Origin of the sequence: Hymenobacter psychrophilus, from assembly GCF_900107135.1 — a bacterium.
GTDB lineage: Bacteria > Bacteroidota > Bacteroidia > Cytophagales > Hymenobacteraceae > Hymenobacter > Hymenobacter psychrophilus.
In genome coordinates, this window is record NZ_FNOV01000008.1 from 178,813 (window position 1) to 204,405 (window position 25,593).

20 protein-coding genes are annotated in these 25,593 nt (G+C 58.9%); 16 read left to right on the forward strand and 4 right to left on the reverse strand.

Going from position 1 to position 25,593, the window contains the following annotated elements:
• The first annotated feature begins 46 nt into the window (after positions 1-46).
• The 6 genes from BLW21_RS13545 (at position 47) to porN (ending at position 6,747) form a co-directional block, all read left to right on the forward strand.
• Entirely contained in the window at positions 47-862 is an 816-nt protein-coding gene (locus tag BLW21_RS13545; RefSeq protein ID WP_092740907.1) for a uroporphyrinogen-III synthase, read from the forward strand.
• A gap of 152 nt (positions 863-1,014) precedes the next feature.
• Positions 1,015-2,007 (forward strand): PorP/SprF family type IX secretion system membrane protein, encoded by a 993-nt coding sequence (locus tag BLW21_RS13550; protein ID WP_092740909.1) that lies wholly within the window; start codon positions 1,015-1,017, stop codon positions 2,005-2,007.
• Positions 2,008-2,241: 234 nt separating this feature from the next.
• Positions 2,242-3,252, forward strand: a complete 1,011-nt coding sequence (gene porK / locus BLW21_RS13555) for a T9SS ring complex lipoprotein PorK/GldK (protein ID WP_092740911.1) — start codon at positions 2,242-2,244, stop codon at positions 3,250-3,252.
• A gap of 104 nt (positions 3,253-3,356) precedes the next feature.
• The gene (gene porL / locus BLW21_RS13560) at positions 3,357-4,127 is read left to right on the forward strand and encodes a type IX secretion system motor protein PorL/GldL (protein WP_175470970.1); all 771 of its coding nucleotides are present in this window, start codon (positions 3,357-3,359) and stop codon (positions 4,125-4,127) included.
• A gap of 54 nt (positions 4,128-4,181) precedes the next feature.
• The gene (gene porM / locus BLW21_RS13565) at positions 4,182-5,765 is read left to right on the forward strand and encodes a type IX secretion system motor protein PorM/GldM (protein WP_092740915.1); all 1,584 of its coding nucleotides are present in this window, start codon (positions 4,182-4,184) and stop codon (positions 5,763-5,765) included.
• Between the two features lie 115 nt (positions 5,766-5,880).
• Positions 5,881-6,747, forward strand: a complete 867-nt coding sequence (gene porN, locus BLW21_RS13570; RefSeq protein WP_092740917.1) for a type IX secretion system ring subunit PorN/GldN — start codon at positions 5,881-5,883, stop codon at positions 6,745-6,747.
• Between the two features lie 122 nt (positions 6,748-6,869).
• Here porN and uvrC read toward each other — a convergent pair whose 3' ends face one another.
• The 3 genes from uvrC to porW form a co-directional block, all read right to left on the reverse strand.
• On the reverse strand, positions 6,870-8,681 hold the full coding sequence (gene uvrC / locus BLW21_RS13575) for an excinuclease ABC subunit UvrC (protein WP_092740919.1): 1,812 nt from the start codon (positions 8,679-8,681) through the stop codon (positions 6,870-6,872).
• Between the two features lie 232 nt (positions 8,682-8,913).
• Positions 8,914-11,175, reverse strand: a complete 2,262-nt coding sequence (locus tag BLW21_RS13580; protein WP_092740921.1) for a transglycosylase domain-containing protein — start codon at positions 11,173-11,175, stop codon at positions 8,914-8,916.
• 222 nt (positions 11,176-11,397) lie between these two features.
• Positions 11,398-14,703 carry a type IX secretion system periplasmic lipoprotein PorW/SprE gene (gene porW / locus BLW21_RS13585; RefSeq protein WP_139255210.1) on the reverse strand — a complete coding sequence of 1,102 codons (3,306 nt, stop codon included), beginning with the start codon at positions 14,701-14,703 and terminating at the stop codon, positions 11,398-11,400.
• Between the two features lie 108 nt (positions 14,704-14,811).
• Here porW and BLW21_RS13590 point away from each other — a divergent pair, with 108 nt between their 5' ends.
• From BLW21_RS13590 to BLW21_RS13630, 9 genes are all read left to right on the forward strand, one after another.
• Positions 14,812-15,081, forward strand: coding sequence for an AtpZ/AtpI family protein (locus tag BLW21_RS13590; protein WP_217633871.1), 270 nt, complete (start codon positions 14,812-14,814; stop codon positions 15,079-15,081).
• 89 nt (positions 15,082-15,170) lie between these two features.
• Entirely contained in the window at positions 15,171-15,578 is a 408-nt protein-coding gene (locus BLW21_RS13595; protein WP_092740927.1) for a hypothetical protein, read from the forward strand.
• Positions 15,579-15,611: 33 nt separating this feature from the next.
• A complete protein-coding gene (atpB, locus tag BLW21_RS13600; RefSeq protein WP_092740929.1) occupies positions 15,612-16,664 on the forward strand; it encodes a F0F1 ATP synthase subunit A in 1,053 nt (350 codons plus the stop codon).
• Positions 16,665-16,726: 62 nt separating this feature from the next.
• On the forward strand, positions 16,727-16,987 hold the full coding sequence (gene atpE / locus BLW21_RS13605; protein WP_019946527.1) for an ATP synthase F0 subunit C: 261 nt from the start codon (positions 16,727-16,729) through the stop codon (positions 16,985-16,987).
• A 145-nt stretch (positions 16,988-17,132) separates the two neighbouring features.
• Positions 17,133-17,627 carry a F0F1 ATP synthase subunit B gene (locus BLW21_RS13610; protein ID WP_092740931.1) on the forward strand — a complete coding sequence of 165 codons (495 nt, stop codon included), beginning with the start codon at positions 17,133-17,135 and terminating at the stop codon, positions 17,625-17,627.
• Positions 17,628-17,716: 89 nt separating this feature from the next.
• A complete protein-coding gene (atpH, locus tag BLW21_RS13615; RefSeq protein ID WP_092740933.1) occupies positions 17,717-18,277 on the forward strand; it encodes an ATP synthase F1 subunit delta in 561 nt (186 codons plus the stop codon).
• A 6-nt stretch (positions 18,278-18,283) separates the two neighbouring features.
• Positions 18,284-19,864, forward strand: coding sequence for a F0F1 ATP synthase subunit alpha (gene atpA, locus BLW21_RS13620; RefSeq protein ID WP_092740935.1), 1,581 nt, complete (start codon positions 18,284-18,286; stop codon positions 19,862-19,864).
• Positions 19,865-20,011: 147 nt separating this feature from the next.
• Positions 20,012-20,902, forward strand: coding sequence for an ATP synthase F1 subunit gamma (gene atpG, locus BLW21_RS13625; protein WP_092740937.1), 891 nt, complete (start codon positions 20,012-20,014; stop codon positions 20,900-20,902).
• A gap of 492 nt (positions 20,903-21,394) precedes the next feature.
• Positions 21,395-22,984 (forward strand): T9SS type A sorting domain-containing protein, encoded by a 1,590-nt coding sequence (locus BLW21_RS13630; protein ID WP_092740939.1) that lies wholly within the window; start codon positions 21,395-21,397, stop codon positions 22,982-22,984.
• Positions 22,985-23,215: 231 nt separating this feature from the next.
• Here the strand turns inward: BLW21_RS13630 and BLW21_RS13640 are convergent, their stop codons facing one another.
• Positions 23,216-23,914, reverse strand: a complete 699-nt coding sequence (locus BLW21_RS13640) for an HAD family hydrolase (RefSeq protein ID WP_092740941.1) — start codon at positions 23,912-23,914, stop codon at positions 23,216-23,218.
• A 190-nt stretch (positions 23,915-24,104) separates the two neighbouring features.
• On the opposite strand from BLW21_RS13640, the gene BLW21_RS13645 reads away from it, so the two are divergent.
• Entirely contained in the window at positions 24,105-25,592 is a 1,488-nt protein-coding gene (locus BLW21_RS13645) for a PhoX family protein (RefSeq protein ID WP_245711898.1), read from the forward strand.
• Position 25,593 lies beyond the last annotated feature (1 nt).

The following is a 25,593-nucleotide window of genomic DNA, read 5'->3' on the forward strand; positions in this document are numbered from 1 at the left end:
CTAACGTTCCCCTATCGCTCCAGATTTTACCTTCATTTTCTACCCAATGGCCGACAACAAAGACCAGCCGGGAAAGGGCCGTCATGCCGCTCCTATCGCCACTATTCTGGTCAGCCAACCCACGCCGACCAGCGACGTTTCCCCCTATTTTTCGATTGCCGAAAAGTACGGCATTAAGGTAGATTTTCGCGAGTTTATTGAAGTTCAGCCGGTCTCCTATAAGGATTTCCGCAAGGAGAAGGTCAATATCGCTGAGCACACGGCCATCATCTTCACTAGCCGCAACGCCGTCGACCACTTCTTCCGCATCTGCCAGGAAGCTAAAATTGAAATGCCCGCCGAGATGAAATACTTCTGTATTTCGGAGCAGACGGCCAACTACCTGCAGAAATACATTGTGTTGCGCAAGCGCAAGCTGTTTGTGGGGCAGCGCACGGCCGCCGATATGTTTGACATCATCCGCAAGCACAAAGGCGAGACGTTCCTGTATCCTTGCTCCGACATCCGCAAGGAGGACCTTCCCGAGTTTATGCGCGAGAACAAGTTCAAGTTCACCGAAGCGGTTATTTACCGCACCGTCGCCGCCGACCTTTCGGACCTGACCGATGTGAAGTACGACTGCATTGCCTTTTTCAGCCCCTCGGGTATCAGCTCGCTGTTCGTCAACTTTCCCGACTTCGTGCAGAATAACACGCGCATTGCTGCTTTTGGCCCTACTACGGCCAAAGCTGTGCTCGACGCGGGGTTGTTGCTCGACATTGAGGCGCCCCAGCCCAATGCCCCTTCCATGACGGGCGCTATTGAGGCTTATATCCGGCTGCATCAGAGCAACGGAGCATCTAAAGCAGCTAACCAACGGTAAATCGGCAGACAGGGGCCCGCAGTGACAGGGCTGACAAGCACCTGCATGGCCTGTTTCTTTCGTGAGTTCAGTGAATAGATTGGAGCGGTTTTTCGTTACATTTGAAAACGTAGGCCCACCGCTATTCCGGGGCTAACTCACGGCTGATTTATATGAAAAGATATATACTAAGCGCCGGGGCGCTGCTGCTGCTGGGCAAAGCTACCGCCCAGCAGCAGCCGCAGTTCAGCCAGTACGGGCTCAATGGGATGAGTCTGAACCCGGCCTATGCAGGTGTGAAAGGCTACGGGGAAGTTACCGGCATCGGCCGCATCCAGTACTACGGCTTCAACGCAACCTTCGACTCGGGGGGCTCGCCTACTACGGGTTCACTCACAGCCTCGCTGCCCATGCCGGTGCTCGCTGGCGGTCTGGGCCTGAGCCTGTACCGCGACCGGATTGCCGAGTTGTATACGACCAACGTGCAGCTTTCTTACTCACGCCACCTCAAACTTGGCGAAGGCAAGCTGGGTCTGGGTGTGCAGGGTATCTTTAATAATATCTACCAAGGAAAATTTCGGGCCGTCGAGGAGGAAGACATTGCCGTGCCCCGCGAAGGATCGGATGCGAAATTTGATATGGGGGCAGGGGTATGGTATGAAGCCCCCACGTATTATGTCGGCCTGAGCGCGAACAATCTGTTGCGCTCCACCTACCGCTTTAAATCGGAAGGGCTGGTCAGTAAGAAAACGGCCCAGTATTTGACTGAGAATCATGCTTACCTGACGGGCGGCTACAATATCGACCTGACTCCGGACGTTGTACTTACCCCAACTGCCCTGCTGAAACTGGTGTTACCGGGGCAATTTGGCGATAACGACAAACTGACCCTGCGCAATGCCTCGTATGAGGTAGGCGCCCGGGCCACGTTCAACGATCGGTTCTGGGGTGGGCTGGGCTACCGCTCGGGCGACTCCTTCACGGCGCTGGGTGGAATTTCTTTCGCCCAAGACAATGCCCTGCGGTTGGGATTGGCCTATGACATAATTGCATTTGGCCAAGTTGCGAAAGCAACCAGCTCATTTGAGATTATGCTGAGTTATCAGTTGCCAAAATCTACCCCCAATATCCGTCCAGCTATCCGGACACCCCGGTATAGCTTCTGACGGACTGTTTTGAAGGAGAGGAATATGTGCTGTAGACGTGGAAAACGAAATGTTGGCGCAATCAGCCAGGCAAATGGACTAAATATCCGTTTAACCGGCTGATACTTTAGTTGGTAGACAAATGTGCGGTGTTGGGCGGATTGCTTGCGTACCAACGGATGATTCATTAGATTTGCCAGCCCGAAAAATTGTAATCTTTGGATATCACCCTCGGTCGTCTTTTTATACTTCACAATGAATAAGTTTTCCCTCCTGCCCCTTGTCGCTTTCTCGGCTCTACTATTGGGCGGGTGTAGCTTCAGCAAAGGCCCTACTGGCGACTTGGTTGGCGCGGAAGATCGGCCGGAATTTAACCCTCAGGAAGTGCCTTATGGCATGGTGCCTTGCCCTGGCGGTACCTTCCACATGGGTCAAACCGACCAGGATATTTCGGCCTCCATGGTCAACATGAACAAGCAGGTGACGATTGCCGGCTTCTACATGGATGAAACCGAAATCACCAACAACCAGTACCGCCAGTTCATGAATGCCATCCGGCAGGACTCGATTGATGTGCTGGGCGAAGAGTACGTGATGACCGAGCTATACCCCGATACCACGGTTTGGGTGCGCGATTTTACCTACCACATGGGTGATCCGCTGATGGAGTATTACTATACCCATCCTGCCTTCGACGATTATCCGGTAGTAGGTGTTGACTGGTTTGCGGCCAAATACTTCTGTAACTGGCGTACCAAACTGAAGGCCCAGGCCAACGAAGAAGCCGGCTTGGCTCCTTATCCTAACTTCCGCCTGCCCTCGGAGGCCGAGTGGGAGTACGCCGCCCGCGGTGGCCGCGATTTAGCTACTTACCCCTGGGGCGGCCCTTACATGCGTAACTCCAATGGTTGCATGCTGGCGAACTTCAAGCCCGGTCGCGGCGATTATGCTTCCGACGGTTTCGCCTATACTGGGCCGGTGGCCTCGTTTTTCCCGAACGACTTCGGCCTGTACGATATGGCCGGTAACGTGAGCGAGTGGTGCGACGATGCCTACATGGAAGCCTCCGTGCCAGTGGTGTGGGACATGAACCCAACCAACCCCGACGACAACGAGCCCCGCAAAGTGGTGCGCGGTGGCTCGTGGAAAGATATTGCTTACTTCCTCGAAACGGGTACCCGCAATTTCGAATACCAGGATTCAGCCCGTTCCTACATCGGTTTCCGCACCGCCATGATTCAAATTGGCTCGGGCGGCGACCGGTAGGCTAACCTAGCATTTCTCCGACTCCTCTTTATACCTCACCACTTCTTCTTCAACAACACAATCAAATGGCAGCTAAAGGCGGTAATTTTCTGTACGATGTATTGATGCCCAAGATATACGGCATCGGCGCGGCTATCGTAATCATCGGCGCTCTATTCAAAATCCAACACTGGGAGTACGCAAGCGAAATGCTGATCGTAGGCTTGGGTACTGAAGCCGTTATCTTCTTCTTAAGCGCGTTCCAGCCTACGTCCAAGGAGGTTGACTGGTCGATGGTATACCCCGAGCTGAGCGAAGGCTACGACCCTTCGACTGGTAACGCCAGCTTCCTGCAGCAGGACAATGGCGGCACGGGCCTGACCCGCAAGCTCGACGACATGCTGAAGGATGCTAACGTAACGCCCGAAGCTATTAACTCGCTGGGCCAGGGCCTGAACCGCCTGAGCACGACCACCCAGCAGCTTGCCGGCCTCGGCGACGCAACCAACGCCACCGACGAGTACACGACCAAGGTTCGCTCGGCTGCCCAGTCGCTGGAGCGCATCAACGATTCATACTCGAAAACGGCCGATGCTATGAGCACCATGGCCGATGCTACGGCCGACGCTGGTGCTTACCAGTTGCAGGTACAGAATGTAACCAAAAACCTGGGCGCTCTGAACGCAGTGTATGAGATGGAGCTGAATGATGCTAACTCGCACCTCAAGTCTATGAACCAGTTCTACGGTACGCTGGCCCAGGCCATGCAGAACCTGACCGAAGCTGGCAAGGAAACCGATCAGTTCAAGACCGAAGTAACCAACCTGACGTCTAACTTGGGCTCGCTCAACCGGGTGTACGGCAACATGCTGAACGCCATGCGGGCCGGCAGCTAAGCCGGACCCAGTACGGCAATTAACACTCATATAGGATAGCAACAGGCATACACGATGGCGGGAGCAAAGGAAACTCCACGGCAGAAGATGATCGGGATGATGTACCTGGTACTCACCGCGCTTCTGGCCTTGCAGGTAAACTCAGCAATTCTACTCAAATTCAAGTTTCTCGACGACAGCCTCTCCTCCATCAACGGAAAGGTGTCGAAGGCAAACGACGGGACCGTAAAGGGAATTCAGGCGCAGGTTGAAAAGGCCCGCAACCAGCCCAAAGACTTGGCCGTGCTCAAGCAAAGCCAGGAGGTGCGCGAGCGGACCAAGCAAACCATTGCCTACTTGGCCGGGGTACGGGAGCAGCTGCTCACCAAAACCGAGAACAAGGGCAAGAACGAGTTCAAGAACATGAGCGCCGAAGACAAGGTGGCCGAGCTGATGCTGGGCGCCAACAAGGACGGCGTGGGCTACAAGATGAAAGGCGAGCTGAACAGCTACTCCGATTACATCAAGAATATCATCCCCGGCGTTACGCCGCTGGCCCTCGACGCCAGCCAGGACCCGATGGTGGTAGACAAGGAACAAAAGAACAAAAACTTCGCTCAGCTTAACTTCGAGAACACGCCCGTAGTAGCCGCCTTGGCCGTACTGTCGCAGAAAGAAGCCGAAGTGCTGAAGTACGAGTCGGACGCGTTGAGCGCCCTGGCCCAGAAAGTAGGTGGTACGATTATCGTGTTCGATAAGATTGGGGCTTTTGCCAGCGCCGAGTCGAACACGGTAGCCGCCGGCACCAAGTACAAAGCAGAGTTGTTCCTGACGGCTTCGGCCTCGGGCCTCAACCCCAGCATGACCCTCAACGGCTCGCCGCTGTCGGTAGGCCCCGATGGCCGCGCCAAGGTAGAGTTCACGGCTCGTCCGGGCAACTTCGATAAGGATGGCAACGCCAAGTCCAGCTGGACCGGTACCGTACGCTTCAAGCAGAACGGCCGCGACACGACCTTCAAGGTGACCATGCCTTACACCGTTACCAAGCCGGTGATGCAGATTCAGTCGGCTTCGGTGCAGGCGCTGTATTTCCGGTGCGGCAACAAGCTGAGCGTAAACGTGCCCGCTTTGGGTGCCCAATATGATCCGAGCTTCTCGGCCAGCGGTGCAGCTACCATCAAAGGCTCTGCCAAAGGCGAAGTTACGCTGGTGCCTAACGCCAGCGAAGTAACCCTGAACGTGAGCAGCGGTGGCAACCCCATCGGCTCGCAGAAATTCGAGGTACGCCGCATTCCCAAGCCCGACATTCAGTGCTGGGTGGGCGGCCGGCCGGCCAACGATAAGCAGGGTACGCCCATCTCGGCGGTTCGTAACATGAACATGAAAGCCATTCCCGATGCCAGCTTCGCCACCTTCCTGCCCGACGATGCCAAGTTCCGGGTGTCGCGCTACGAAGTAACGCTGGTGCGCGGTAAGCGCCCCGTAATGGCTGCTATTTCCGTGAGCGGCCCAACGGCCGACCTGACTTCCGTAGTAAATACGGCCCGTGAAGGCGACCGTTTGTACATCGAAGTGAAAAGCGTGCAGCGTCAGAACTTCCAGGGCAACGTCGAAGATGTGCCGATGGCCAACAAGTCGTTCAATATTCCCCTGCTCTAAGCGTTGGTATGGTTTTGGGTAGTAGGTAGTAAGCATTCAGGCACTTTTTATTGCGCTGAATGCTTACTACCAAACTCCAGCTACCAACTACTTACTACCAACTGATTTCTCTGGTATGAACAAATTCCTTTCCTTCGCCGCCCTGGCGGCCGGCCTTACGCTGTCGGTGGCAGCTTCGGCTCAGGAGCAAGCTACCACCGCGAGCAGCAACGGCTCGTACCGCCCGATTCCGAACTCGGACATCATGTTCCGCAAGACGATCTGGCGGGCTATCGACCTGCGCGAGAAGCAGAACAAGCCCATGTTCTCGGAGGGTAAGGAAATCAGCGGCGTCATAATGGATGCTGTGAAGCGGGGCGAGTTGCAGGCCTACCGTAACGACTCGCTCACATCCACGCTTTCTGCTGCCGAGATGCTGGGCAACATGTCGTACCAGGAAGCCGCAGCAGGCCTCAGTGATGAGGAAAAGGCGGCCGGCTTCTCCAACGAAGCTACCGACGACTGGGGTGCTCCGGTTAAGAAGGGTTCGAAAGCGGCTGCTCCGGCTGCCGCTTCCAGCTATGCTTATCGCCCGAAGGAGATCTACCAGATGGAGCTGAAGGAGGATATGATTTTCGATAAGAAACGCTCGCGCATGTACCACGACATCAAGTCGATTACTTTGCTCGTGCCTTCCACCCTGAGCGGTAACACCTCGGGTATCGAGCGGCCCATTGCCAGCTTCAAGTACAGCGACCTGGTGCGCGTGTTCCGGGCCAATCCCGATAAGGCTATCTGGTTTAACCCCCAGAACGACGCTCAGCACAAGAACCTGGCCGATGCTTTTGAGCTGTGGTTGTTCAACTCCTACATCGTAAAAGTGTCGAACCCGAACGATTCGCGCCTCGACGAAGTCTACGGTAGCCAGCAGCAGGGCATCCTTGCCTCGCAGCAAGCCGCCGCCGACCTGATCGAGTACGAGTACAACCTGTGGTCTTTCTAAATCACAGATATTGCAGATGATGGGATGACGCAGGTATCCTTTCAAAGCAGATCGGTAACTAAGCAGCAGGCCCCGACCAAGATTGGTCGGGGCCTGCTGCTTTTTGGATAGGGCGGTACGCTTTACACCGTCGTATCGGTTTGGGAGAAATAGTTGACCAAAATGCGGGCTTTGGCTTTGCCGACTTCAGCAACCAGCTCGGTTTCGGATAGCTCCCGGATTTTTTTGACCGACTTGAACTTGAGCAGGAGCTTGTCGGCCGTGACGGGACCGAGGCCTTTCACATCGGTAAGCTCGGTTTTGAGCGTGCCCGCGTCGCGCCGGTCGCGGTGGAAGGTGATGCCGAAGCGGTGGGCCTCGTCGCGCATGCGCTGGAACAGGCGCAGGCTTTCGCTCTTCTTGTCGATGTAGAGCGGGAGCGGGTCGTTGGGCACGTAGATTTCTTCAAGGCGCTTGGCGATGCCAATAACGGCCATCTGGCCCCATAGGCCGAGGTCCTTGATGGCCTTGACGGCCATGCTGAGCTGGCCCTTACCGCCGTCGACAATCACGAGCTGGGGCAGAGAGGCACCTTCATCGGTGAGGCGGCGGTAGCGGCGGGTTACCACTTCGTACATCGAGTCGAAGTCGTTGGGGCCGATGACGGTTTTGATGTGGTAGTGCCGGTAGTCCTTTTTGCTGGGCCGCGCGTTGCGGAAACACACCATGGCGGCCACCGGATTGTCGCCCTGGAAGTTGGAGTTGTCGAAGCATTCGATGTGCTTGGGCAGCTCGGTCAGGCGCAAATCCTTCTTGATGGTTTCCATGATGCGCACTTCATTGAGGTCCTTGCTCCGGTCGTTCATGCTCTCCTTTTCCTTGCGCAGGTAAAGCACGTTTTTAAGGCTCAGCTCCAGCAGCTTGCGCTTGTCGCCAATCTGGGGCTGGGCCACCGTTACGCCGGGCAGCGGCAGGGGCGGTAAGGCCACGTTGGTCAGGATTTCCTTGGATTCGCTCTCGAACTCCTCGCGCATCTGCATCACCAGCACGGCCAGTACCTCATCGTCGGGCTCGTCGAGCTTCTTTTGCACCTCCACCGACTGCGTAAGTACAATGCTGCCGTTCATCACCTTGAGGTAGCTGATAAAAGCCGACTTCTCGTTGGAGGCAATGGCGAATACGTCGATGTTGGTCAGGTTGGCATTGACGATGGTGCTCTTGGTCTGGAACTCGTCGAGCTTGTCGAGCTTCACCTTGAACTGGTGGGCCAGCTCGTACTGCTGCTCCTGGGCCGCCTGAGCCATCCGCTCGCGGAAGTACTGCTTGGGCAGCCGCAGGTCGCCGTTGAGAATCTGCCGGATCTGCTGGATGTACTGGTTGTAGGTTTCCTCGTCCTGATTGCCCACGCAGGGGCCCTTGCAGTTGCCGAGGTGGTACTCCAGGCACACCTTGAACTTGCCGGCCTCGATGTTGGCCTCCGAGAGGTTGTAGGTGCAGGTGCGCAGCGGGTACAGCGCCCGCATCAGCTCCAGCAGCAGGTTCATGCCCGTTACGTTGGCGTAGGGGCCGTAGTAGTGGCCGTCGCCGGGGCGCTTGGTGCGGGTGGGGATGATGCGCGGGAAACGCTCGTTGGTCAGCAGCAGGTAGGGGTACGTCTTGCCATCTTTCAGCAGGATGTTGTACCTGGGCTGGTGCTGCTTGATGAGGTTGTTTTCGAGCAGAAACGCATCCGACTCCGAGTCCACAATCGTGAACTCGATGCGCCGGATGTTCCTGACCAGCTGTTGGGTTTTCTTGTTGTGGTCCTGCTTGGTAAAGTAGCTGCTAACCCGCTTGCGCAGGTCAATAGCCTTGCCCACGTAGATAATTGTTTCTTCGTCGCCGAAGTACTTGTACACCCCCGGACGGTGCGGGAGCTGGCGGATTTGGTCTTGCAGCTCAGGAGAAGCGGCCATATGCTAGTATATTTTCGCTGGTTTTTCAGCTGATTATGCTGGTCCCGGATGACAGTCCGGTATGCTTTCAATGCTACGCTTACTGTTTGTTAGAAGATACGGATGACAGAGGAGTGGCCGATTTCTTTACGGAGCTAAAGCAAAGGCTCAACAAAAAATGTGGCTAGGATGTCCCGGCCACATTCTGTAAAAGTCAATTCAATCAGCGAGAAACCAGCGGAAATATGTGTTGTTAGATGTCCTCGCCCCGCAAGTCTTCCAGTTTTACCTGATTGAGTTTTTCGTCGCTTGGGATGGTGTCGCGTTGGCCGCCCGGGCCGCCGTAGTAGCGTGAGCAGTCGGTTTCGATGGTGAGCGAGGCTGGTTTGGGGAAGGCGCCAGTATTGATGTCGAGGCTCTTGTCGGCGTATACTTTCTTCATGAACAGACCGTACATGGGCAGGGCCATGCGCGAGCCCTGGCCGTAGTAGCCGTTGCGGAAGTGGATGCTGCGGTCTTCGCCACCCACCCACATACCGCACACCAGGTCAGGCGTGAGGCCCATAAACCAGCCGTCGGAGTAGTTGTTGGTGGTACCGGTTTTACCGCCCATCTCGCCCTTAAACTTGAAGCCGGTTTTGAGAATGATGCTGGTGCCGCCGCGCTCCTCGGTGGCCCCACGCAGCATGTAGGTCATCAGGTAGGCCGTTTCCTCGCTCAACGCCTCGCGGGTCTGCGGAATGAATTCGCGCAGTACGTTACCATTCTTGTCCTCAATGCGTGTCACCATGACCGGCGAGGTCCAGATGCCCTTATTGACGAACGTGCTGTAGGCGCCCACCATCTCGTAAATGCTGACATCGGACGAGCCGAAGCCCACGGCCGGTACCGCCTCGATAGGGGAGGTAATACCCAGGCGCTTGGCGTAGCTGACCACCGTTTCGGGGCCCAGCTTCTGCACGACCCAGGCCGTAATCGAGTTCATGGAGCGGGCCAGGGCCTGCCGCAGCGTGAAGGTGCGGCCCGAATACGAGCCCTCGAAGTTGCGGGGCGTGTAGGCCGCCCGCCCCGCAACGGCCGGGAACGTGGTGGCTACGTCGGGGCGCTGGTAGCAGGGCGAGTAGCCCTGGTCGATGGCGGCTACGTACACGAACGGCTTGAACGTAGAGCCCGGCTGGCGCTTGCCCTGGCGCACGTGGTCGTACTTGATGTATTTGTAGTTGATGCCGCCCACCCAGGCCTTCACCCGGCCATTGAGCGGGTTGATGGCAATGAAGCCCGCCCGCATCAGCCGCTTGTAATAGGCCAGCGAGTCCATCGGCGACATCACCACTTCCTTCTCGTTATTGGGGCTGTTCCAGTTGAAGACCTTCATCGGGTACTTCTTATTGAGGTAGAACTTCACCGAGTCGGGCTGATCGGGGAAGCGGCCCTGCAGGGAGCGGTAGCGGCCGGTGCGCTTGATGGAGGTAGCCAGGAAGCCCGGAATCACCCGGCCGCTTTCGTCGCGCCAGGGCAGCTGGCCTTTCCACTGCTGGTCAAACCACTTCTGCTGCAGCTTCATGTGCTCGGCCACGGCCGACTCGGCATACTTCTGCATCCGCGAGTCGATGGTCGTGTATATTTTCAGGCCGTCGGAGTACAGGTCGTGGTCGGTTTCCTTGGCCCATTGGCGCAGTTCCTTGCTCACTTCCACCCGGAAATAGGGCGCAATACCCTCGTTCTGGTTTTCTACCTGGTAGTCGAGCTTCATGGGCTGCAGCGTGTCGGTGTGCAGCTGCTGAGCATCAACATAGCCATACTTGTTCATCTGGCGCAGTACCCAGTTGCGGCGCAACCGCGAGCGGGCCGGATTGAACTTGGGGCTGAAGCGCGAGGGCGCGTTTAGTACGCCTACCAGCGTGGCCGCTTCGGCCCGGGTCAGCTGCATCGGCTTCTTGCCGAAAAACGTTTTAGACGCCGTGTTGATACCGAACGCGTTGGAGCCGTAGTCGTTGGTGTTGAGGTACATGCGCAGAATTTCGCGCTTGGTGTAGCTGCGCTCCAGCCGCACGGCCAATATCCACTCCTTGGTTTTGGTAATGAGCATGCGCAGGCCCGGCACGTCGCTGAGTACTCCGTCGTTAAGGTCGCCGCGGGTGCGGAACAGCACTTTCGCCAGCTGCTGGGTGAGCGTGGAGCCGCCGCCGCCGCCGCCGCCGGTCAGCAAACCGGCCGCCACCCGGCCCGTAGCCTTGGCGTCAATGCCGGAGTGCTCCTCAAAACGGGCGTCCTCGGTGGCAATCAGGGCATCTACCAAGTGCTGGGGCAGGTCTTCGTACTCGGCGGGCGTGCGGTTTTCGCGGAAATACTTGCCCATCAGCACGTTGTCAGATGAGTAAATTTCCGAGGCCAGCTCGCTGCGCGGATTCTCCAGCGACTTAAGGTTGGGCATGCGCCCGAACAGGTTCAAAAAATTCGCGCTGACGGCCCACACGTAGAACACCACCCCTATCAACCCGAGGCCGAATAGCATCCAAAAGGAGCGGGCCCACCCGGTATAGCGCCCGGGGCGGTTGGGTTTAGGGCGAGATGCAGCAGCTTTTTTAGTGGCAGAAGAAGCCATTTCGGGGAGTTAAAAATCAAAAATTAAAAGTGAAAAATTATACTCAAAAAAATCGGCTAACAGCAAAAATATGCGGTTGAGACAAGCCAGGACAGTATTTTTGATTTTTCGCTTTTCGTTTTTAATTCAAAGTTAACGGTAGTTTTGGTCGTAGAAACGCTGATATTCGGTGGCGTTTCCTGCCTGCAGCAATACTGGCAGGTTATCAATACCAACGACCAGCGTTTGGTAACCCGCCCCGCGCAGCTTGCTCAGCGGCGATTGGGGGCCGCGCAGTTTCAGGGCGTAGCTCTGGGCCAGCTTGGCATTGCCTAATCCCTCAATGATGATGGCTTCCTCGGTCGTGTTCAGGGTCTGGCGGCGTACCAACAGGCTGCTCGACTTGTAGAAGCGGCCGTTGTAGGCAGTTAGCTGACCCGGTAAATCAGCCAGCAGCGGCGCGTCTTTGGCCACCACAACAAGCACCGAGTGTCCGACCGCCAAATCAGCCTTGTAAGGGGATGCCGGGACGGCCGGCGGCGTAGCAGCGGGGGCAGGAGCCGGAGCAGCAGGCGCCGGAGCTGTAGGAGCAGGGTTGGTTGCCGGGGTGCCAGTGGGCGCAGGGGTAGCCGGCACGGTGGGCGTAGCGGGCATTTCCGGAGTGGGTTCGGTGGGCGTCGTTAACCCAGCCGCTTTCTTTTTCGGCGCGGCGGGCACCTTCTGGCCCCGGGCACGGGCCTGCGCGGCGGCGCGCCGTGCGGCCAGGGCCTCCTCTGCTGGCGTCAGCGGTACGGGGGCGGCCGGAACAACCGTCGGCTCAATGGGCGTGGACGTGGGGGTTGCTGGTGCAGTTCCGTCCGGCTTGGGTAGGGTTGGATTGAGCGTGCCGGCGGGGGCAGCCGGGGCGGTGCCGGGCCGGGAGACCGGCGTGACGGGCGCGGGCAGTAGCACCTGCGGAACGGGCTCGGGCCGGAAGCGGCGCACCGAGCGCGGCTCAATCTCGCCGGGCCGAAACTCCGATTTGCCCGGCTCGGTGGTGCTGGCCATGGCCCCGGCAATCTGGCCCTGTTCGTATTTCTGGTAGGTTTCGAGTAGCGTCGAGGCTTTGGCAGCCAGCGGGCTTTCGGGGTAATCTTTGTAGAACTTCTCCACGGCGGCTTTGGCCGTAGGCGGCGGCTGGGTTCGCACGCTCAGTAGCGCCCCTAGGTAGGCCACTTGGTCGTTGAGGTCGTTTTCGGGGTACTGGGCTTTTGCCTGGGTTAGGGTGGCACCCGCTTTCTTGAAATCCTGCCGCTTGTAGGCCGCAAAGGCCGAATCGACCAACACTGCCACCTTGGCATTGGCCACCGAAGTGCGCCGCAGGTAGTCGGGGTCGGCCACCAGGCGGGCGTACGACGAGTTAGGATAGGCCTGGCGTAGCCGGGCGGCGTACTGCTCGGCGGTGGCCGCGTCGCGCTCCTTTTTAATCAGGTACAGAATGTACAGCGTTTCGGGCGTGTGTGGGCCCTGCGGGTAGCGTTGCAGCTGGGTTTCGTAGGTTTCCACGGCCTTCTCGGGCTCGCGCAGCTGCTGGTTATAGATGCCGCCCAGCTGGTACAGCGCTTCCTGCGTCTGGTCGTTGGAGGTAGCCAGCAGCGCGGGCGTGAGCGGCACATTCTGCCGGTACTGGCCTACCAACTCGCGCAGCTGGGCCTGCGGGTCGGCGGGCGCGGCATTGTCCCCGGTGCCCAGCGCCGAGCCGTTGACAACGGTGCTGGTGTTGCCGGCAATGCCAACGGGCACGCTGCCGCCCTGCGGCGTTACGGGCGAGTTGCTGGCTTGCGTGACCGTGCGCCAGTTGTCCTGCAGCGGCCGGTCGCCCCAGCGCCTGATAAAGTCGTTGCGGGCCGTACTCAGGGCGGTGGGGTTGTCGAAGTACCACTTGCCCCCGGTGTTCACCGCCAGGAAGTCCTCCGAGTTGATGTCTGGCTGCAGGTCGCGGCCGGGAGCCAGGCCCACGGCGGTTTGCTGCAACGCCTGCTGGCGCTCCTGCTCCTTGGCCTGGCGGGCCGCCAGCAGGTCGGCCTGGCGCTGGCGCTCGGCCAGTTCGGCTTCGGCGTAGCTGGTCAGGCGGGCCGTCAGCTCGTCGGGGGTGAGGCGGGCCAAGGCCTGGAGGCTGTCCTGGGTTTCCACTACGGCTAGCTGCCGGGCAAAATCCTGCAAAATCCCAGACCGCTCGGCTACGGCCTCGTAAGCCGGGTTAGTTTTGGGCATCACCTGCACCGTGCTGTCGTAGTAGGCCGCGGCCAGCCGGTAGCGTTGCAGGTTTTCGTAATAGATACGGCCCTGCAGCAGGTAGGTGTACGATTTCTGGGCCGGGTTGCCCTTGGGTACGCGCACCGATTTTTCGAGCAGCGCCAGGGCCGCCGGGAAGCGCTCCTGCCGGTATTCGAACCGGCCCATCTCGTAGTAAATCTTATCGGTGTACTCCTTGTTGTTGGGGTCTTTGAGCAGCTTGGCGAAGTACTTATCCAGCCGGGCGCGGTCGTTGAGGTTCAGGTCGGATACCTGGCCCAGCATCAGCTTACTATAGAAATCCAGCTCGTAAGGCGGGTTTTTCTTCAGAATCTGATTCAGTTGGGCGTAGGCCTTCTTGTCTTCGCCCTGATTCTGATAGAGCTGGGCCAGCACGTAGCGGGTGCGCGACTGCTCGTTCTTCTCCTCGATATAAGGAATAGCCTTTTCGAGGTTTTCAATGGCCAGCTTCGGCTCGTTTACCCGCTGATAGTACTCGGCGCGGGTCAGGAACAGGGCGCGGGCGTTGCGCTCGGTGCCGGCTTCTTTGTCGAGGATGTTCGATACGGCCGCCACGTTGTCCAGCTCGTCGAGGGCCAGAAAGGTGCGCATGAGCCAGACGAGGGCCTCGTGGCGGGCGTTCAGGTCTTTGCCGGTGCTGTTGACGTACTTGAACGTCTTGGCTGCATCCTCGAACTCGCGCTTGTAGTAGCGGGCCTGCCCAATGAGCAGGTAGCTGTCATCCGTCCAGTCGGAGCCCGGGCGGTACTGCACCGGAATGGAGGCCTTTTTAATGATGTCGTCCATGTCGGCCGTCAGGCGGGTAGCCGTGGGCTCATCAATCACCGGAAACAGCGGCAGCACGCGGTTGTAGTCATTCACCCGCTCCGTATTGAGCTTGGCTTCCACTTCCTTCAGCTTCTCGCGGGCCAGGAAGTAGGCATTATCGCGGGCTACCACGTTGTCGTAGGTGCGGCCAACCAGCGAGCGGCGGTCGGTGCCGGCGCAGCCACCGATGACGGTAGCCAGCAGGCCAGTGGCGGCCAGCACCGCGAAGGGGCGGAAAAGAGCAGCGCGCAGGGGCGTGGGAGTCGTCGTCGTTGTCGTCAAGGCGGCAGAGAGGATCGGGGCAGAAAGAAGGACGGACGGGAAACGCCCGCCGCCCACCGATTCGTTCGGGGGCACGGTTTTTCCAGCAACGTCGCAACCTGGGTAAAAGTACGGCTTTCTGTCCGGACGCTTTCGACCCGCTTACGGTCTTGGCGGGCTACTAACGCGCCAAGCCTTAATTTTGTGGTTCCCCCCACCGTCCTGCCCGTTATGGCCAGCCCCGCCAAACCCACCGACCCCAACAACAACAACCCCGACCGGCTACGCGCCGTGGCCCGCTATTCGGGCATCGGTGTGCAGATGGCGGCCACCATCGGCCTGAGTACCTGGGCTGGCTACTGGCTCGATAAGCACTTTCAGACCGAAACGCCCTGGTTTACGCTGGGCCTGATGCTGCTGGGGTTATTTGCGGCCCTCTACAACGTAATTCGGGCAGTAAGCAACGGCGAGTAGGAGCGGGGCTTGTTGCCGCCCGCCGTTGAACAGCACTCCTTAGGCAGTGGGCGGAGACAAGCCCCGCCCCTGCATTTCCTTTGTTTCCCATGAAATCCTTTCTAAAGCCCTATCTACTGTTCAGCTTACTCGTTGGCTTCGTGCTTTATGCGCTCCACAGTCAGTTTGGGCCGCGCATCGTGCATCCGTTCACCATCTACACGTTTGCGTTCTTCTTTGTGCTCACGCTGGTGCTGTACCGGATGATGGAACGACTACTAAAGGCCGATGCCGACAACTTTCTGGTAGCCTACATGGGAGCCATGGTTGCGCGGCTGCTTTTGTCGCTTACGCTGGTACTGGTGTACCTTTTGCGGGGCGGCGGCCACGAGGGCAACGCCCGCTGGGCCTTCCTCGGTAGCTTCTTCCTGCTCTATTTTCTCTTCGCCGGGTTTGAAGTATGGGCCGTTCTGAGTAACTTGCGCCCGTTTTCAAAACGGGGCGAAATCACGAAATGAAGATTTTGTGAGTAAATCCCTAAGCCACTCTGAATGAAGCGCTTACTTTTTGCCCTCTTCTGCCTCCTGTCGCTGACTGCCCGTGCCAGCGAGCCGGTCGCCACTACGGCCGACGCAACGGAGTCCGAAAACTTCAACCCGGGCGAGATGATCCTGCACCACATCGGCGATTCGCACGAGTGGCACTGGTTCACGCTGGGGGAAACGCATTACACTACCTACCTGCCCGTTATTGCCTACCGGGCCGGCAATGGCCTATCGGTATTCTCTTCGCACGAGCTGGCCGAGGGCAAGGTGCACGAAGGCCTGAAGCTGGAGCACGAGCACCTGGTGTCGGAGGATGGTAGCAAAGTCTACGATTTCTCCATTACCAAGAACGTGGCCTCGCTGATGCTGAGCGCGCTGGTGCTGCTGGTGGTGTTTACGGCCGTAGCCCGGGGCTATGCCAAGCGCGGTACCGGTGCTCCCCGCGGCATTCAGTCGTTCTTCGAGCCCATTATTGTGTTTGTGCGCGACGAGGTGGCCAAGAAGTCCATCGGCCCCAAGTATGAGCGCTACATGCCGTATTTGCTCACCGTGTTCTTCTTCATCTGGTTCAACAACCTGATGGGTCTGATGCCCGGCGGCGCCAACCTCACCGGCAACATTGCCGTGACCATGATGCTGGCCCTGTTCACGCTGCTCATTACCCTGTTCAGCTCCAACAAAAACTACTGGGCCCATATTTTCGCCACGCCCGGCGTACCCAAGCTGCTGCTGCCCATCATGATTCCGGTGGAACTCATTGGCGTGTTTGTGAAGCCGTTCTCGCTGATGGTTCGACTGTTCGCCAACATCACGGCCGGTCACATCGTAACGCTGAGCTTTATTTCGCTCATCTTCATCTTCCGCAACCTCGGGGTGGCACCCGTGTCGCTGGCTTTCGGCCTGTTTATCAACGTGCTGGAGCTGCTGGTGGCCATTCTGCAGGCCTACATCTTCACGCTGCTGACTGCCATGTACATTGGCGGCGCCGTAGAAGACCACCACGATGCCGACTACCAGATGGGCGGCGGCGATGGTGCTACGCCGGCGCAGGTTCACTAAACCGGCCCTCCGTCTTTTTCCACTGACTTTTTTCCGTTTTTCACTTCCCCAAATTCTTTTTTATGCTTCTTTCTCTGTTGTTGCAGGCCATTACTAATTCTGCTGGTCTGGCCGTATTCGGTGCCGCTATTGGTGCTGGTCTGGTTGCTCTGGGTGCCGGTCTGGGCATTGGTCGTATCGGTGGTCAGGCTATGGAGGCCATTGGCCGCCAGCCAGAGGCTTCGGGCAAAATCCAAACGGCTATGCTGATCGTTGCCGCGCTGATTGAAGGTCTGGCCCTGTTCGCTGTAGTAGTCTGCCTGCTGATTTCCTTCAATCTCTAAGGAAAGAGGTAATACCCGAGCAGCCCGCTGCGCTAGGTCGCTTTAGCGCACGGCGTAGCGGGCTGTTTTGGCTTTTCCGGGCCCGGGGTCCGCAACGGCCCTTCCGGATATCCGAGTCTTAAGTACTCCTTACTGATTACTTCCCATGAACATTGTAACGCCCGAACTCGGCCTGATCTTCTGGCAGGTGGTGATTTTCCTCATTGTGCTGCTGTTGTTGCGCTCGTTTGCCTGGAAGCCTATTCTGAGCTCCCTCAAGGAGCGGGAAAGCTCCATTGAAGGTGCCCTGCGCATGGCCGACCAGGCCAAGCTGGAAATGCAGCAGCTGCAGGCTGGCAACGAAAAGCTGCTGGCCGACGCCCGCATGGAGCGCGACCGGCTGTTGAAGGAAGCCACGGCCATGTCGAACCAGTTCATCGAGCAGGCCAAGACCAAGGCCACCGAAGAAGGTGCCCGCATGATTGAGCAGGCCCGCGAAGCTATCCGCAACGAAAAGAACGCCGCGCTGGCCGAGGTGAAAAACACCGCCGCTCAGCTTTCCATCGACATTGCCGAGCGCATCCTGCGCCGCGAGCTGACCGATCAGCCCGCCCAGCAGCAACTCGTCGATTCGTACCTGAAAGAAGTAAAGCTTAACTAAGCTGATAGCCATTAGCTGTTAGCGGTTAGCTTTCTTCAAAGCCCGACAAAGCTATCAGCTAGTAGCTAACAGCTATCAGCTCAAATAATATGTCTGAACTACGAGTTGCTTCCCGTTACGCCAAGTCGCTGATTGATTTGGCCCAGGAGCGGGGTGAGCTGGAGCAGGTGAAGCAGGATATGGACCTGTTCAGCAAGACGCTGGGCGAGAACCGCGACCTGCGCTTACTGCTGCGCAACCCCATTGTGAAGCACGATAAGAAGCTGGCAATTCTGCAGGCTATTTTCGGGGGCAAAGTCACGACGCTGACGGAGAAGTTCTTCACGCTCGTAACCCAGCACAACCGCGAAGACTCGCTCGTCTTTATCGGCGACGAGTTTCTCAAGCAGTACAACCTGAAAAAGGGCGTACAGGTAGCCCAGGTAACCACGGCCACTCCCCTCGACCCCGCCCTGCGCGAGTCGCTCAGCCAGCTCGTGCGCGAGCAGGCCGGCATGCCCGGGGTCACGCTCCAGGAAAAAGTAGACCCAGCGCTGATTGGGGGCTTCGTGCTCCGCATCGGCGACCGGCTCATCGACGACTCGGTGAGCTACCGGTTGCGCAAGCTGCGCACCGAATTCTCGAAGAATCCCTACCAACCCCAACTATAACCCACCATGGCAGACGTACGTCCGGATGAAGTATCCGCCATTCTGCGGGAGCAACTCTCCAACTTCAAAACCGAAGCCGAACTCGAAGAGGTGGGCACGGTGCTGCAGGTTGGCGACGGTGTAGCCCGCATCTACGGCCTGGGCAACGCCCAGGCAGGGGAATTGCTCGAATTTGAAAACGGCCTGCAAGCCCTCGTTCTTAACCTGGAAGAGGACAATGTAGGTGCCGTAATGCTCGGCGACTACTCCGATATCCGCGAGGGTGCCACGGTGCGCCGTACCAACAAAATTGCCTCCATTCAGGTGGGCGAGGGCATTGTGGGCCGCGTGGTGAACACGCTGGGCCAGCCCATCGATGGTCGGGGCCCCATCCAGGGCGAGACCTTCGAGATGCCCTTGGAGCGCAAGGCGCCCGGCGTAATTTACCGCCAGCCGGTAACCGAGCCCATGCAGACCGGCATCAAGTCGATTGACGCGATGATTCCGATTGGCCGTGGTCAGCGCGAGCTGATTATCGGTGACCGGCAGACGGGTAAGTCGGCTGTTGCCATTGACACCATCCTCAACCAGCGCGAGTTCTTCGAGCGCGGCGAACCTGTTTTCTGCATCTACGTTGCCGTGGGCCAGAAGGCTTCGACCGTAGCCCAGGTGGTAAACGCCCTGACCAAGGGCGGTGCCATGGACTACACCGTGGTGGTATCCGCTTCGGCTTCCGACCCAGCCCCACTGCAGTTCTACGCACCCTTCACCGGTGCCGCCATCGGCGAGTACTTCCGCGACACGGGCCGTCCGGCGCTGGTAGTGTACGACGACTTGTCGAAGCAGGCTGTGGCTTACCGCGAGGTGTCGCTGCTGCTGCGTCGTCCTCCGGGCCGCGAGGCATATCCCGGCGACGTGTTCTACCTGCACAGCCGCCTGTTGGAGCGCGCTGCCAAGATCAACGCCTCCGATACGATTGCCCAGGCGATGAACGACCTGCCCGAGAGCATCAAGCATTTGGTGAAGGGCGGCGGCTCGCTGACGGCCCTGCCCATCATCGAGACCCAGGCTGGTGACGTTTCGGCCTACATCCCAACCAACGTAATTTCGATTACGGATGGCCAGATCTTCCTCGAAACCAACCTGTTCAACTCCGGTGTGCGGCCCGCCATCAACGTAGGTATCTCCGTGAGCCGCGTGGGTGGTAACGCCCAGATCAAGTCGATGAAGAAGGTAGCCGGTACGCTGAAACTCGACCAGGCCCAGTTCCGCGAGCTGGAGGCCTTCGCTAAGTTCGGCTCCGACCTCGATGCCTCGACCCGCCTCACCATTGAGCGCGGCCGTCGTAACCTCGAAATCCTGAAGCAGCCCCAGTTCTCGCCCCAGCGCGTAGAGGACCAGGTGGCCATCATCTACGCCGCCACCAACGGCCTGCTCGACAAAGTGCCCGTGAACAAGGTGCGCGAGTTCGAGAAGGAGTTCACCCTGACCATGCAGACCCGCCACGCCGCCGAGCTGGCAGCCCTGAAGGCCGGCAAGCTCGATGACACTGTCATCGGCGCCATCCGCCAGGTAACCAAAGACCTGTCGGCGCAATACGCCGCTTAATTTAAGCTGTTAGCCAGTAGCTGTTAGCTGTTAGCTTCCGATCAGGAGGCGCCGCTAGCAGCTGCTGGTAAATGCTTCTTGCCGCCCAAATAAGCAGGGTAGCAGGCGAGCTAACAGCGAACAGCTAATAGCTAACAGCTCAACGTAATGGCTAACCTAAAAGAAGTCCGCAACCGCATTACGTCGGTGCAGAGCACGCAGCAGATTACCAAAGCCATGAAGATGGTGGCGGCGGCCAAGCTGCGGCGCGCCCAGGACAACATTCTGCGCATGCGTCCCTACGCCCAGCGGCTCAACGGCATTCTGGGTAACCTCACGGCTTTGGCCGGCGAGGAGTTGCAGAGCGAGTACGCCGTGGTGCGCGACGTGCGCCGTGTGCTGATCATTGCCATCACCTCCGACCGGGGGCTGGCGGGCGCGTTCAACAGCAACGTATTCAAGGCCACGAATGCGCTGGTGCAGAGTCGCTACGCCGAGCAGGCCGCTTCGCGCAGCCTGACGGTGATGGCCATCGGCAAGAAAGCGCACGAGTACTTCGGGAAGCGCGGGCCGCTGCTGGGCGACTACCAGCACGTGTTCGGGCAGCTCTCGTTCGACACCGTGCGCCAGGCCGCCGAGCAGGCCATGGACGGATTCCGTAGCGGCGAGTACGACGAGGTAGTGATGGTGTACAACGAGTTCCGCAACGTGGCCACGCAAGTGGTGCGGGTGGAGCAGCTGTTGCCCTTGCTGCCCTCCGAGCAGCCCATTACCGACACGGCGACCAGCAACGTGGACTACATCTTCTCGCCTTCGCAGCAGGAGATTATGGAAACCTTGATTCCGCAGTCGCTCAAGATTCAGCTCTACAAAGCTGTGCTGGAAAGCAACGCCTCCGAGCATGGCGCCCGCATGACGGCCATGGACAAGGCCACCGACAACGCCGGCGAGCTGCTCAAGGAGCTCAAGCTGACCTACAACCGTACCCGCCAGGCGGCCATCACCACCGAGATTCTCGAAATCGTAGGTGGCGCCGAAGCTCTGGCCGCGAGCCGGTAGAATTTTTGTATCAGCTATCAGCTTTTGTGCAAAAGCCCGCTTCCGGAAGGAGGCGGGCTTTTTCGGTTTTATGATATTGACAAAATCTGCAACTTGAGTTACGTAATGTCTTCCGTCTTTGTACTTTGCGGGCCTGTTTTAACCTGAATTGTTTTTGGAGCACTTAATTGCTACAACTGACAATAGTAGTCAGCCAAGAAGTAAAAGCAACAGCAATCCTGCAAATGTAAGGCTGGCCAAATCTTCAGCTACTTTAGAATCAGCCCCCGCTAGGCTGAAACGGCCTTGCTTTCCATGCCACCGATTTTGGCAGCCTAGCGTTTGTAGGACCACCAAAGAAACCTCATTATAGAACACTTTATGCAAACTGCTACCCCAGTAAGTCATCTAATTTGCTTGTTTATTATTAGTTGCCTGGGTCACCTGGGGGCATACGCGCAGGCCCCGGCCTGGCAGACGGCGTTAGCCGTGAGCAGCGCTGGGACGTCAAGTGTGAGGGCCACAGCCACCGATGCCAGTGGCAACGTGTACGTGGCAGGCTCGTTTCAGGGTACCATCCGCATTGGTCAGACTACCATGACCAGCTATGGGCTCTCCGACATATTTGTGGCTAAATGGGACAAGGCTACGGGTGCTTTTGTATGGGCCCAGCGGGGTGGTGGTACTGCCGAAGAGGATGTTGGCGGACTGGCCGTAAACGGCGCAAATGTATACGTGACGGGATATTATTACAGCTCTCCCATTGCCTTCAACGGAATCAACCTGACGAAATACCCTGGAAACAGTCCTGATATATTCGTACTGAAAGTCTCGGATGCGGGCAACCTCAGCCGGATTGAGTGGGCGCAGCGCGCGGGTGGTACCAACGTAGATTTTGCGACGGGGGTGGCCGTGAGCGGTACCAGCGTGTACGTGGTGGGTTCCACGGCCAGCATCACGGCTACTTTTGGCAGTGTTGCTCTGCCAGGCAGCGGCGCCGATGTGTTCGTGACCAAGCTTACGGACGCGGGCAGTTCCGGTAGCTTCGTGTGGGCCCAACGGGCGGGTGCCGCTTACGGCGATGCGGCGCGGGCCGTGGCTGCCAGCGGGCCCAGCGTATATGTAGTGGGTGGCTTTGAGGGCCCATCCATCACATTTGGCAATACCACCCTAACGGGCAGCGGCGTGGATGAATTGGCTTTCAAGGGGTTTGTGACGAAGCTTACGGACGCCGGAGCTACGGGCAGCTTCACCTGGGCCAAACGTTGCGGCAACCCTGGCTCGGCCAGTGCTTTGGCCGTGGCTGTAAGTGGCGCCGCGGTGTACGTGGGAGGTACTTTCACGAAGGTGGCTACTACCTTCGGGACTACTGTTCTGACCAACACTGGTTCGGCCGCCACCACCGATGTATTCGTGACCAAGTTGGTAGACGCGGGCAACGACGCCAGCTTTGGCTGGGCCCAGCGCCTGGGCGGCGTCAACGACGATAGAATAGGGGGGATTGCCGTGCGAGGGAATGAGGTGTACACAACGGGTTCTTTCAGTGGTTTGGCCAGCGTGGGTAGCACTTCTCTCAACAGCGTCGGCAGCACCAACTCATTCGTCGCCAAATTGGCTGATGGTGGCGCGACAAGCAGCTTCGTGTGGGCGCAGCAGGCAGGAGGCCCGGGCTACGCTATCAGCCAGGGCATAGCCTTGGCCAATGCCGGCGTGTGGGTGGGCGGGGAAGCAGTGCCGCCGGCTAGTTTCGGCACGCAGCTTATTACCAGCCCCACCGCTAATACCTTGGGCTTTATTGCCCTGCTTACCGACCCCAAACTCCCGCTGGCCACCGCTAGCGCCGGGCTAACTGCCGGACTGCGCCTGTGGCCCAATCCGGCGCAGACTACAGTTAATGTACTGCTGCCGGCCTTGCCAAGGGGCGGTCCGGCCACGCTCACGCTGCTCGATGGCCTGGGCCGCGTAGTACAGACGATACGGGTATTGTCGGTCGCGGCCGGCTGGTCCCGGATACTGAATTTGACCGGGCTGGTGCCGGGCCTCTACCACCTGCGCGTACAGGCTGACGGGCAGCAAGTCAGCCGGGCGCTGGCAGTGGAGTAGCCGTGGTTTTGGTAGCTGCTCGAAGAACTTAAGCTCACCTACAACCGCACCCGTCAGGCGGCCGTTACCACCGAAATTCTCGAAATCGTGGGGAAGGGGGGGCGAGGCCCTTGCCGCGAGCCGGTAGATAGCTTATAGCTGTTGGCTGATAGCTTTCGTGCCAAAGCCCGCTTCCAGCAGGAAGCGGGCTTTGGCTACTTGGCGCTATTTCATATACTGCCGTTTGGCCAGCTACTTGCGCGGCTTCGGCGCTTCGGGATGCTGGGCCAGCAGCTCCAGCACGCGCTGGGGCGTGAGGTGGGTGAAGTCGGGGATGACGATGAGCGGGGCCTGGAAGTCGGCGGCCTGGAGGGTGGTACTGACTCCGATGCAGCGCATGCCGGCCCGGTAGGCCGCCTGCTCGCCCAACAGGGCGTCTTCGAACACCACGCACTGCTGCGGGGGCAGGCCCAGCTTGCGGGCGGTGGTCAGGTAGGTGTCGGCGTGGGGCTTGCCCTTGGCTACGTCGTCTTTACCCACCACTACATCGAAATAGCGGCGCAGGTCGAGGTGGTCGAGGATGTAGGCGATGGTGTCGGAGCCGGAGCCGGTGCCCAGGGCTATTTTAAAGCCGGCTGCGCGGGCCGCCTGCAGGAAACCGCGCAGGCCGGCCAGATCCTGCCGCTTATTCCAGTACAGAACCCGGTAGAGCATCTCGCGCTGGGCGGCGTACTCTTCCAGCTGCTTTTTGGGCACCGGATTGGTGAACACGTTTTGCAGGATGTCGCCGGCGGGCATGCCGTTGAGCCGGCGTAGCAGCCGGCGGGCGTTGGTGGTCAGGCCCAGGTCGCGGAACAGCAGCTGAAACGCCCGCGCCTGGGCGGCGGTGTTGTCGATGATGACGCCATCCATATCGAAAATGAGGGCGTAAGGGAGGGAAGAAGCGGGCATGACAGTGGGGGAGGGAAGGAGTTGGATCGGTAGATGCGTGTCTGAGCAGCTGCGGGCGCGGACACGTAACGCGGGGGTAACTCTAATAAAACGACTTAGTAATGTAGGGGTTACGCTGCCGTAACAGGCGCACGATACTTTTGGGCATCCATTCCACCTCCCCTTTACCGGGGCGAACTGCTGCCTGAATATGTTGAAAACCAGTACCTCTGCCCGCCTGCTGACTGCCCTTGCCCTGAGTGCGGGCTTGGCCGCCTGCTCCGACGACAACACGCCCAACGTAGCCCCGCCGACGGCCGTGAAGCTCGATAACTATTCGGCCACACCGGTGCTGGCGACGGCCCAGCCGGGTTTCACCAACCTGAAGCTCTATTCGCTCATCAGCTCCGACGACCAGTTGGCCGCCACGCCCGACTTTATGTTCGGCGGCTCGGCCGACGGGGCCGGGCTGCTGCGCAACCCCGATGGCAAGGGCTTTACCATGCTCGTCAACAACGAAGACAACCGCGCTATTTCGCGGGTGCGCTTCGACGAAACGCTCCGGCCCATTGGCGGCGAGTATATGCTGAACTCCGACGGTGGCCGGTGGCGGCTGTGCTCGGCGACGCTCGTAACGCCCGAGGAGCACGGCTTCGGCCCCTACTTTCTGAGCGCGGGCGAAAGTGCCGTCGATGCCCAGACCCACCTGATTCAGCCCTTCGCCGACAACAACACCCAGAGCACGCCCAAACCGGTTAAAGGGCTGGGCTACTGGAGCGCCGAAAACGCGGTGCCCCTGCCTAAAACCGCGTACGCCGGTAAAACAGTCATCCTGACGGGCGAAGATGCCTCCGACGCCAGCGGCGGCCAGGTGGCCCTGTACCTGAGCAACACCGTGGGCGACCTCGACGGGGGCCAGCAGTACATGCTGCGGCGCAAAGACCTCAACCAGCGCGAGAAAGACTTGGTTGTAGGCCAGAAATACGAGGTGGAATTTGCCGCCATTCCGAATTACCAGAGCCTGACCGGCGCTCAGATGCAGGCGCAGGTCGACCCATTGAAAGCCATTAAGTTTGGCCGGGTGGAAGACCTGGACTACCGCAAGGGCGGCGGGGCCAACGGCCGCGAGGTGTACTTCAACGTAACGGGCCAGGCCATTTCGGGGGCCAACGCCGACCAGAGCCGCACAATGTGGGGCCGGGTATACCGCCTCGTGCTCAGCGAGCAGAACCCATTGGTGGGTACGCTGGAAGTGGTGCTCGATGGGGATGACCGCGGCGGCAAGGCTGGCGCGTTCCAGAATCCCGACAACATCTGCGTGACCAGCCGCTACGTGTACGTGCAGGAGGATTCCAACGGCTACGGCCCCGAAACGCACGATGCCTACATCTACCAGTACGATATTGCCACCGGCGGCCTGAAGACCGTGCTGGAGCTGGACCACCGCCGCACCGCCCCCGACAAGGACAAGTACAATGTAGCCGGGGCCACCTACACCCCCGCACTCTCAGATAAGGGCGACTGGGAATACGGGGCCCTCGTCGACGTATCGGACGTGGTCAACATCCCCGACACGTTTATCCTCTGCATTCAGCCCCACACCTGGCGGGCGCAGAAGTACAAGGATGGCGGGGCCAAGCCCAACAACGGCAACGACCAGGCCAGCCAGGTTATCATCGTGAGCGGTCTGCCACGCTAAT

Excerpts from the sequence above, each read along its gene's own strand:
- BLW21_RS13545 (WP_092740907.1), top strand. The coding sequence starts at position 47 with ATGGCCGACAACAAAGACCAGCCGGGAAAGGGCCGTCATGCCGCTCCT.
- BLW21_RS13550 (WP_092740909.1), top strand. The coding sequence starts at position 1,015 with ATGAAAAGATATATACTAAGCGCCGGGGCGCTGCTGCTGCTGGGCAAA.
- porK (WP_092740911.1), top strand. The coding sequence starts at position 2,242 with ATGAATAAGTTTTCCCTCCTGCCCCTTGTCGCTTTCTCGGCTCTACTA.
- porL (WP_175470970.1), top strand. The coding sequence starts at position 3,357 with ATGCCCAAGATATACGGCATCGGCGCGGCTATCGTAATCATCGGCGCT.
- porM (WP_092740915.1), top strand. The coding sequence starts at position 4,182 with ATGGCGGGAGCAAAGGAAACTCCACGGCAGAAGATGATCGGGATGATG.
- porN (WP_092740917.1), top strand. The coding sequence starts at position 5,881 with ATGAACAAATTCCTTTCCTTCGCCGCCCTGGCGGCCGGCCTTACGCTG.
- uvrC (WP_092740919.1), bottom strand. The coding sequence starts at position 8,681 with ATGGCCGCTTCTCCTGAGCTGCAAGACCAAATCCGCCAGCTCCCGCAC.
- BLW21_RS13580 (WP_092740921.1), bottom strand. The coding sequence starts at position 11,175 with ATGCTATTCGGCCTCGGGTTGATAGGGGTGGTGTTCTACGTGTGGGCC.
- BLW21_RS13595 (WP_092740927.1), top strand. The coding sequence starts at position 15,171 with ATGAAATCCTTTCTAAAGCCCTATCTACTGTTCAGCTTACTCGTTGGC.
- atpB (WP_092740929.1), top strand. The coding sequence starts at position 15,612 with ATGAAGCGCTTACTTTTTGCCCTCTTCTGCCTCCTGTCGCTGACTGCC.
- atpE (WP_019946527.1), top strand. The coding sequence starts at position 16,727 with ATGCTTCTTTCTCTGTTGTTGCAGGCCATTACTAATTCTGCTGGTCTG.
- BLW21_RS13610 (WP_092740931.1), top strand. The coding sequence starts at position 17,133 with ATGAACATTGTAACGCCCGAACTCGGCCTGATCTTCTGGCAGGTGGTG.
- atpH (WP_092740933.1), top strand. The coding sequence starts at position 17,717 with ATGTCTGAACTACGAGTTGCTTCCCGTTACGCCAAGTCGCTGATTGAT.
- atpA (WP_092740935.1), top strand. The coding sequence starts at position 18,284 with ATGGCAGACGTACGTCCGGATGAAGTATCCGCCATTCTGCGGGAGCAA.
- atpG (WP_092740937.1), top strand. The coding sequence starts at position 20,012 with ATGGCTAACCTAAAAGAAGTCCGCAACCGCATTACGTCGGTGCAGAGC.
- BLW21_RS13640 (WP_092740941.1), bottom strand. The coding sequence starts at position 23,914 with ATGCCCGCTTCTTCCCTCCCTTACGCCCTCATTTTCGATATGGATGGC.
- BLW21_RS13645 (WP_245711898.1), top strand. The coding sequence starts at position 24,105 with ATGTTGAAAACCAGTACCTCTGCCCGCCTGCTGACTGCCCTTGCCCTG.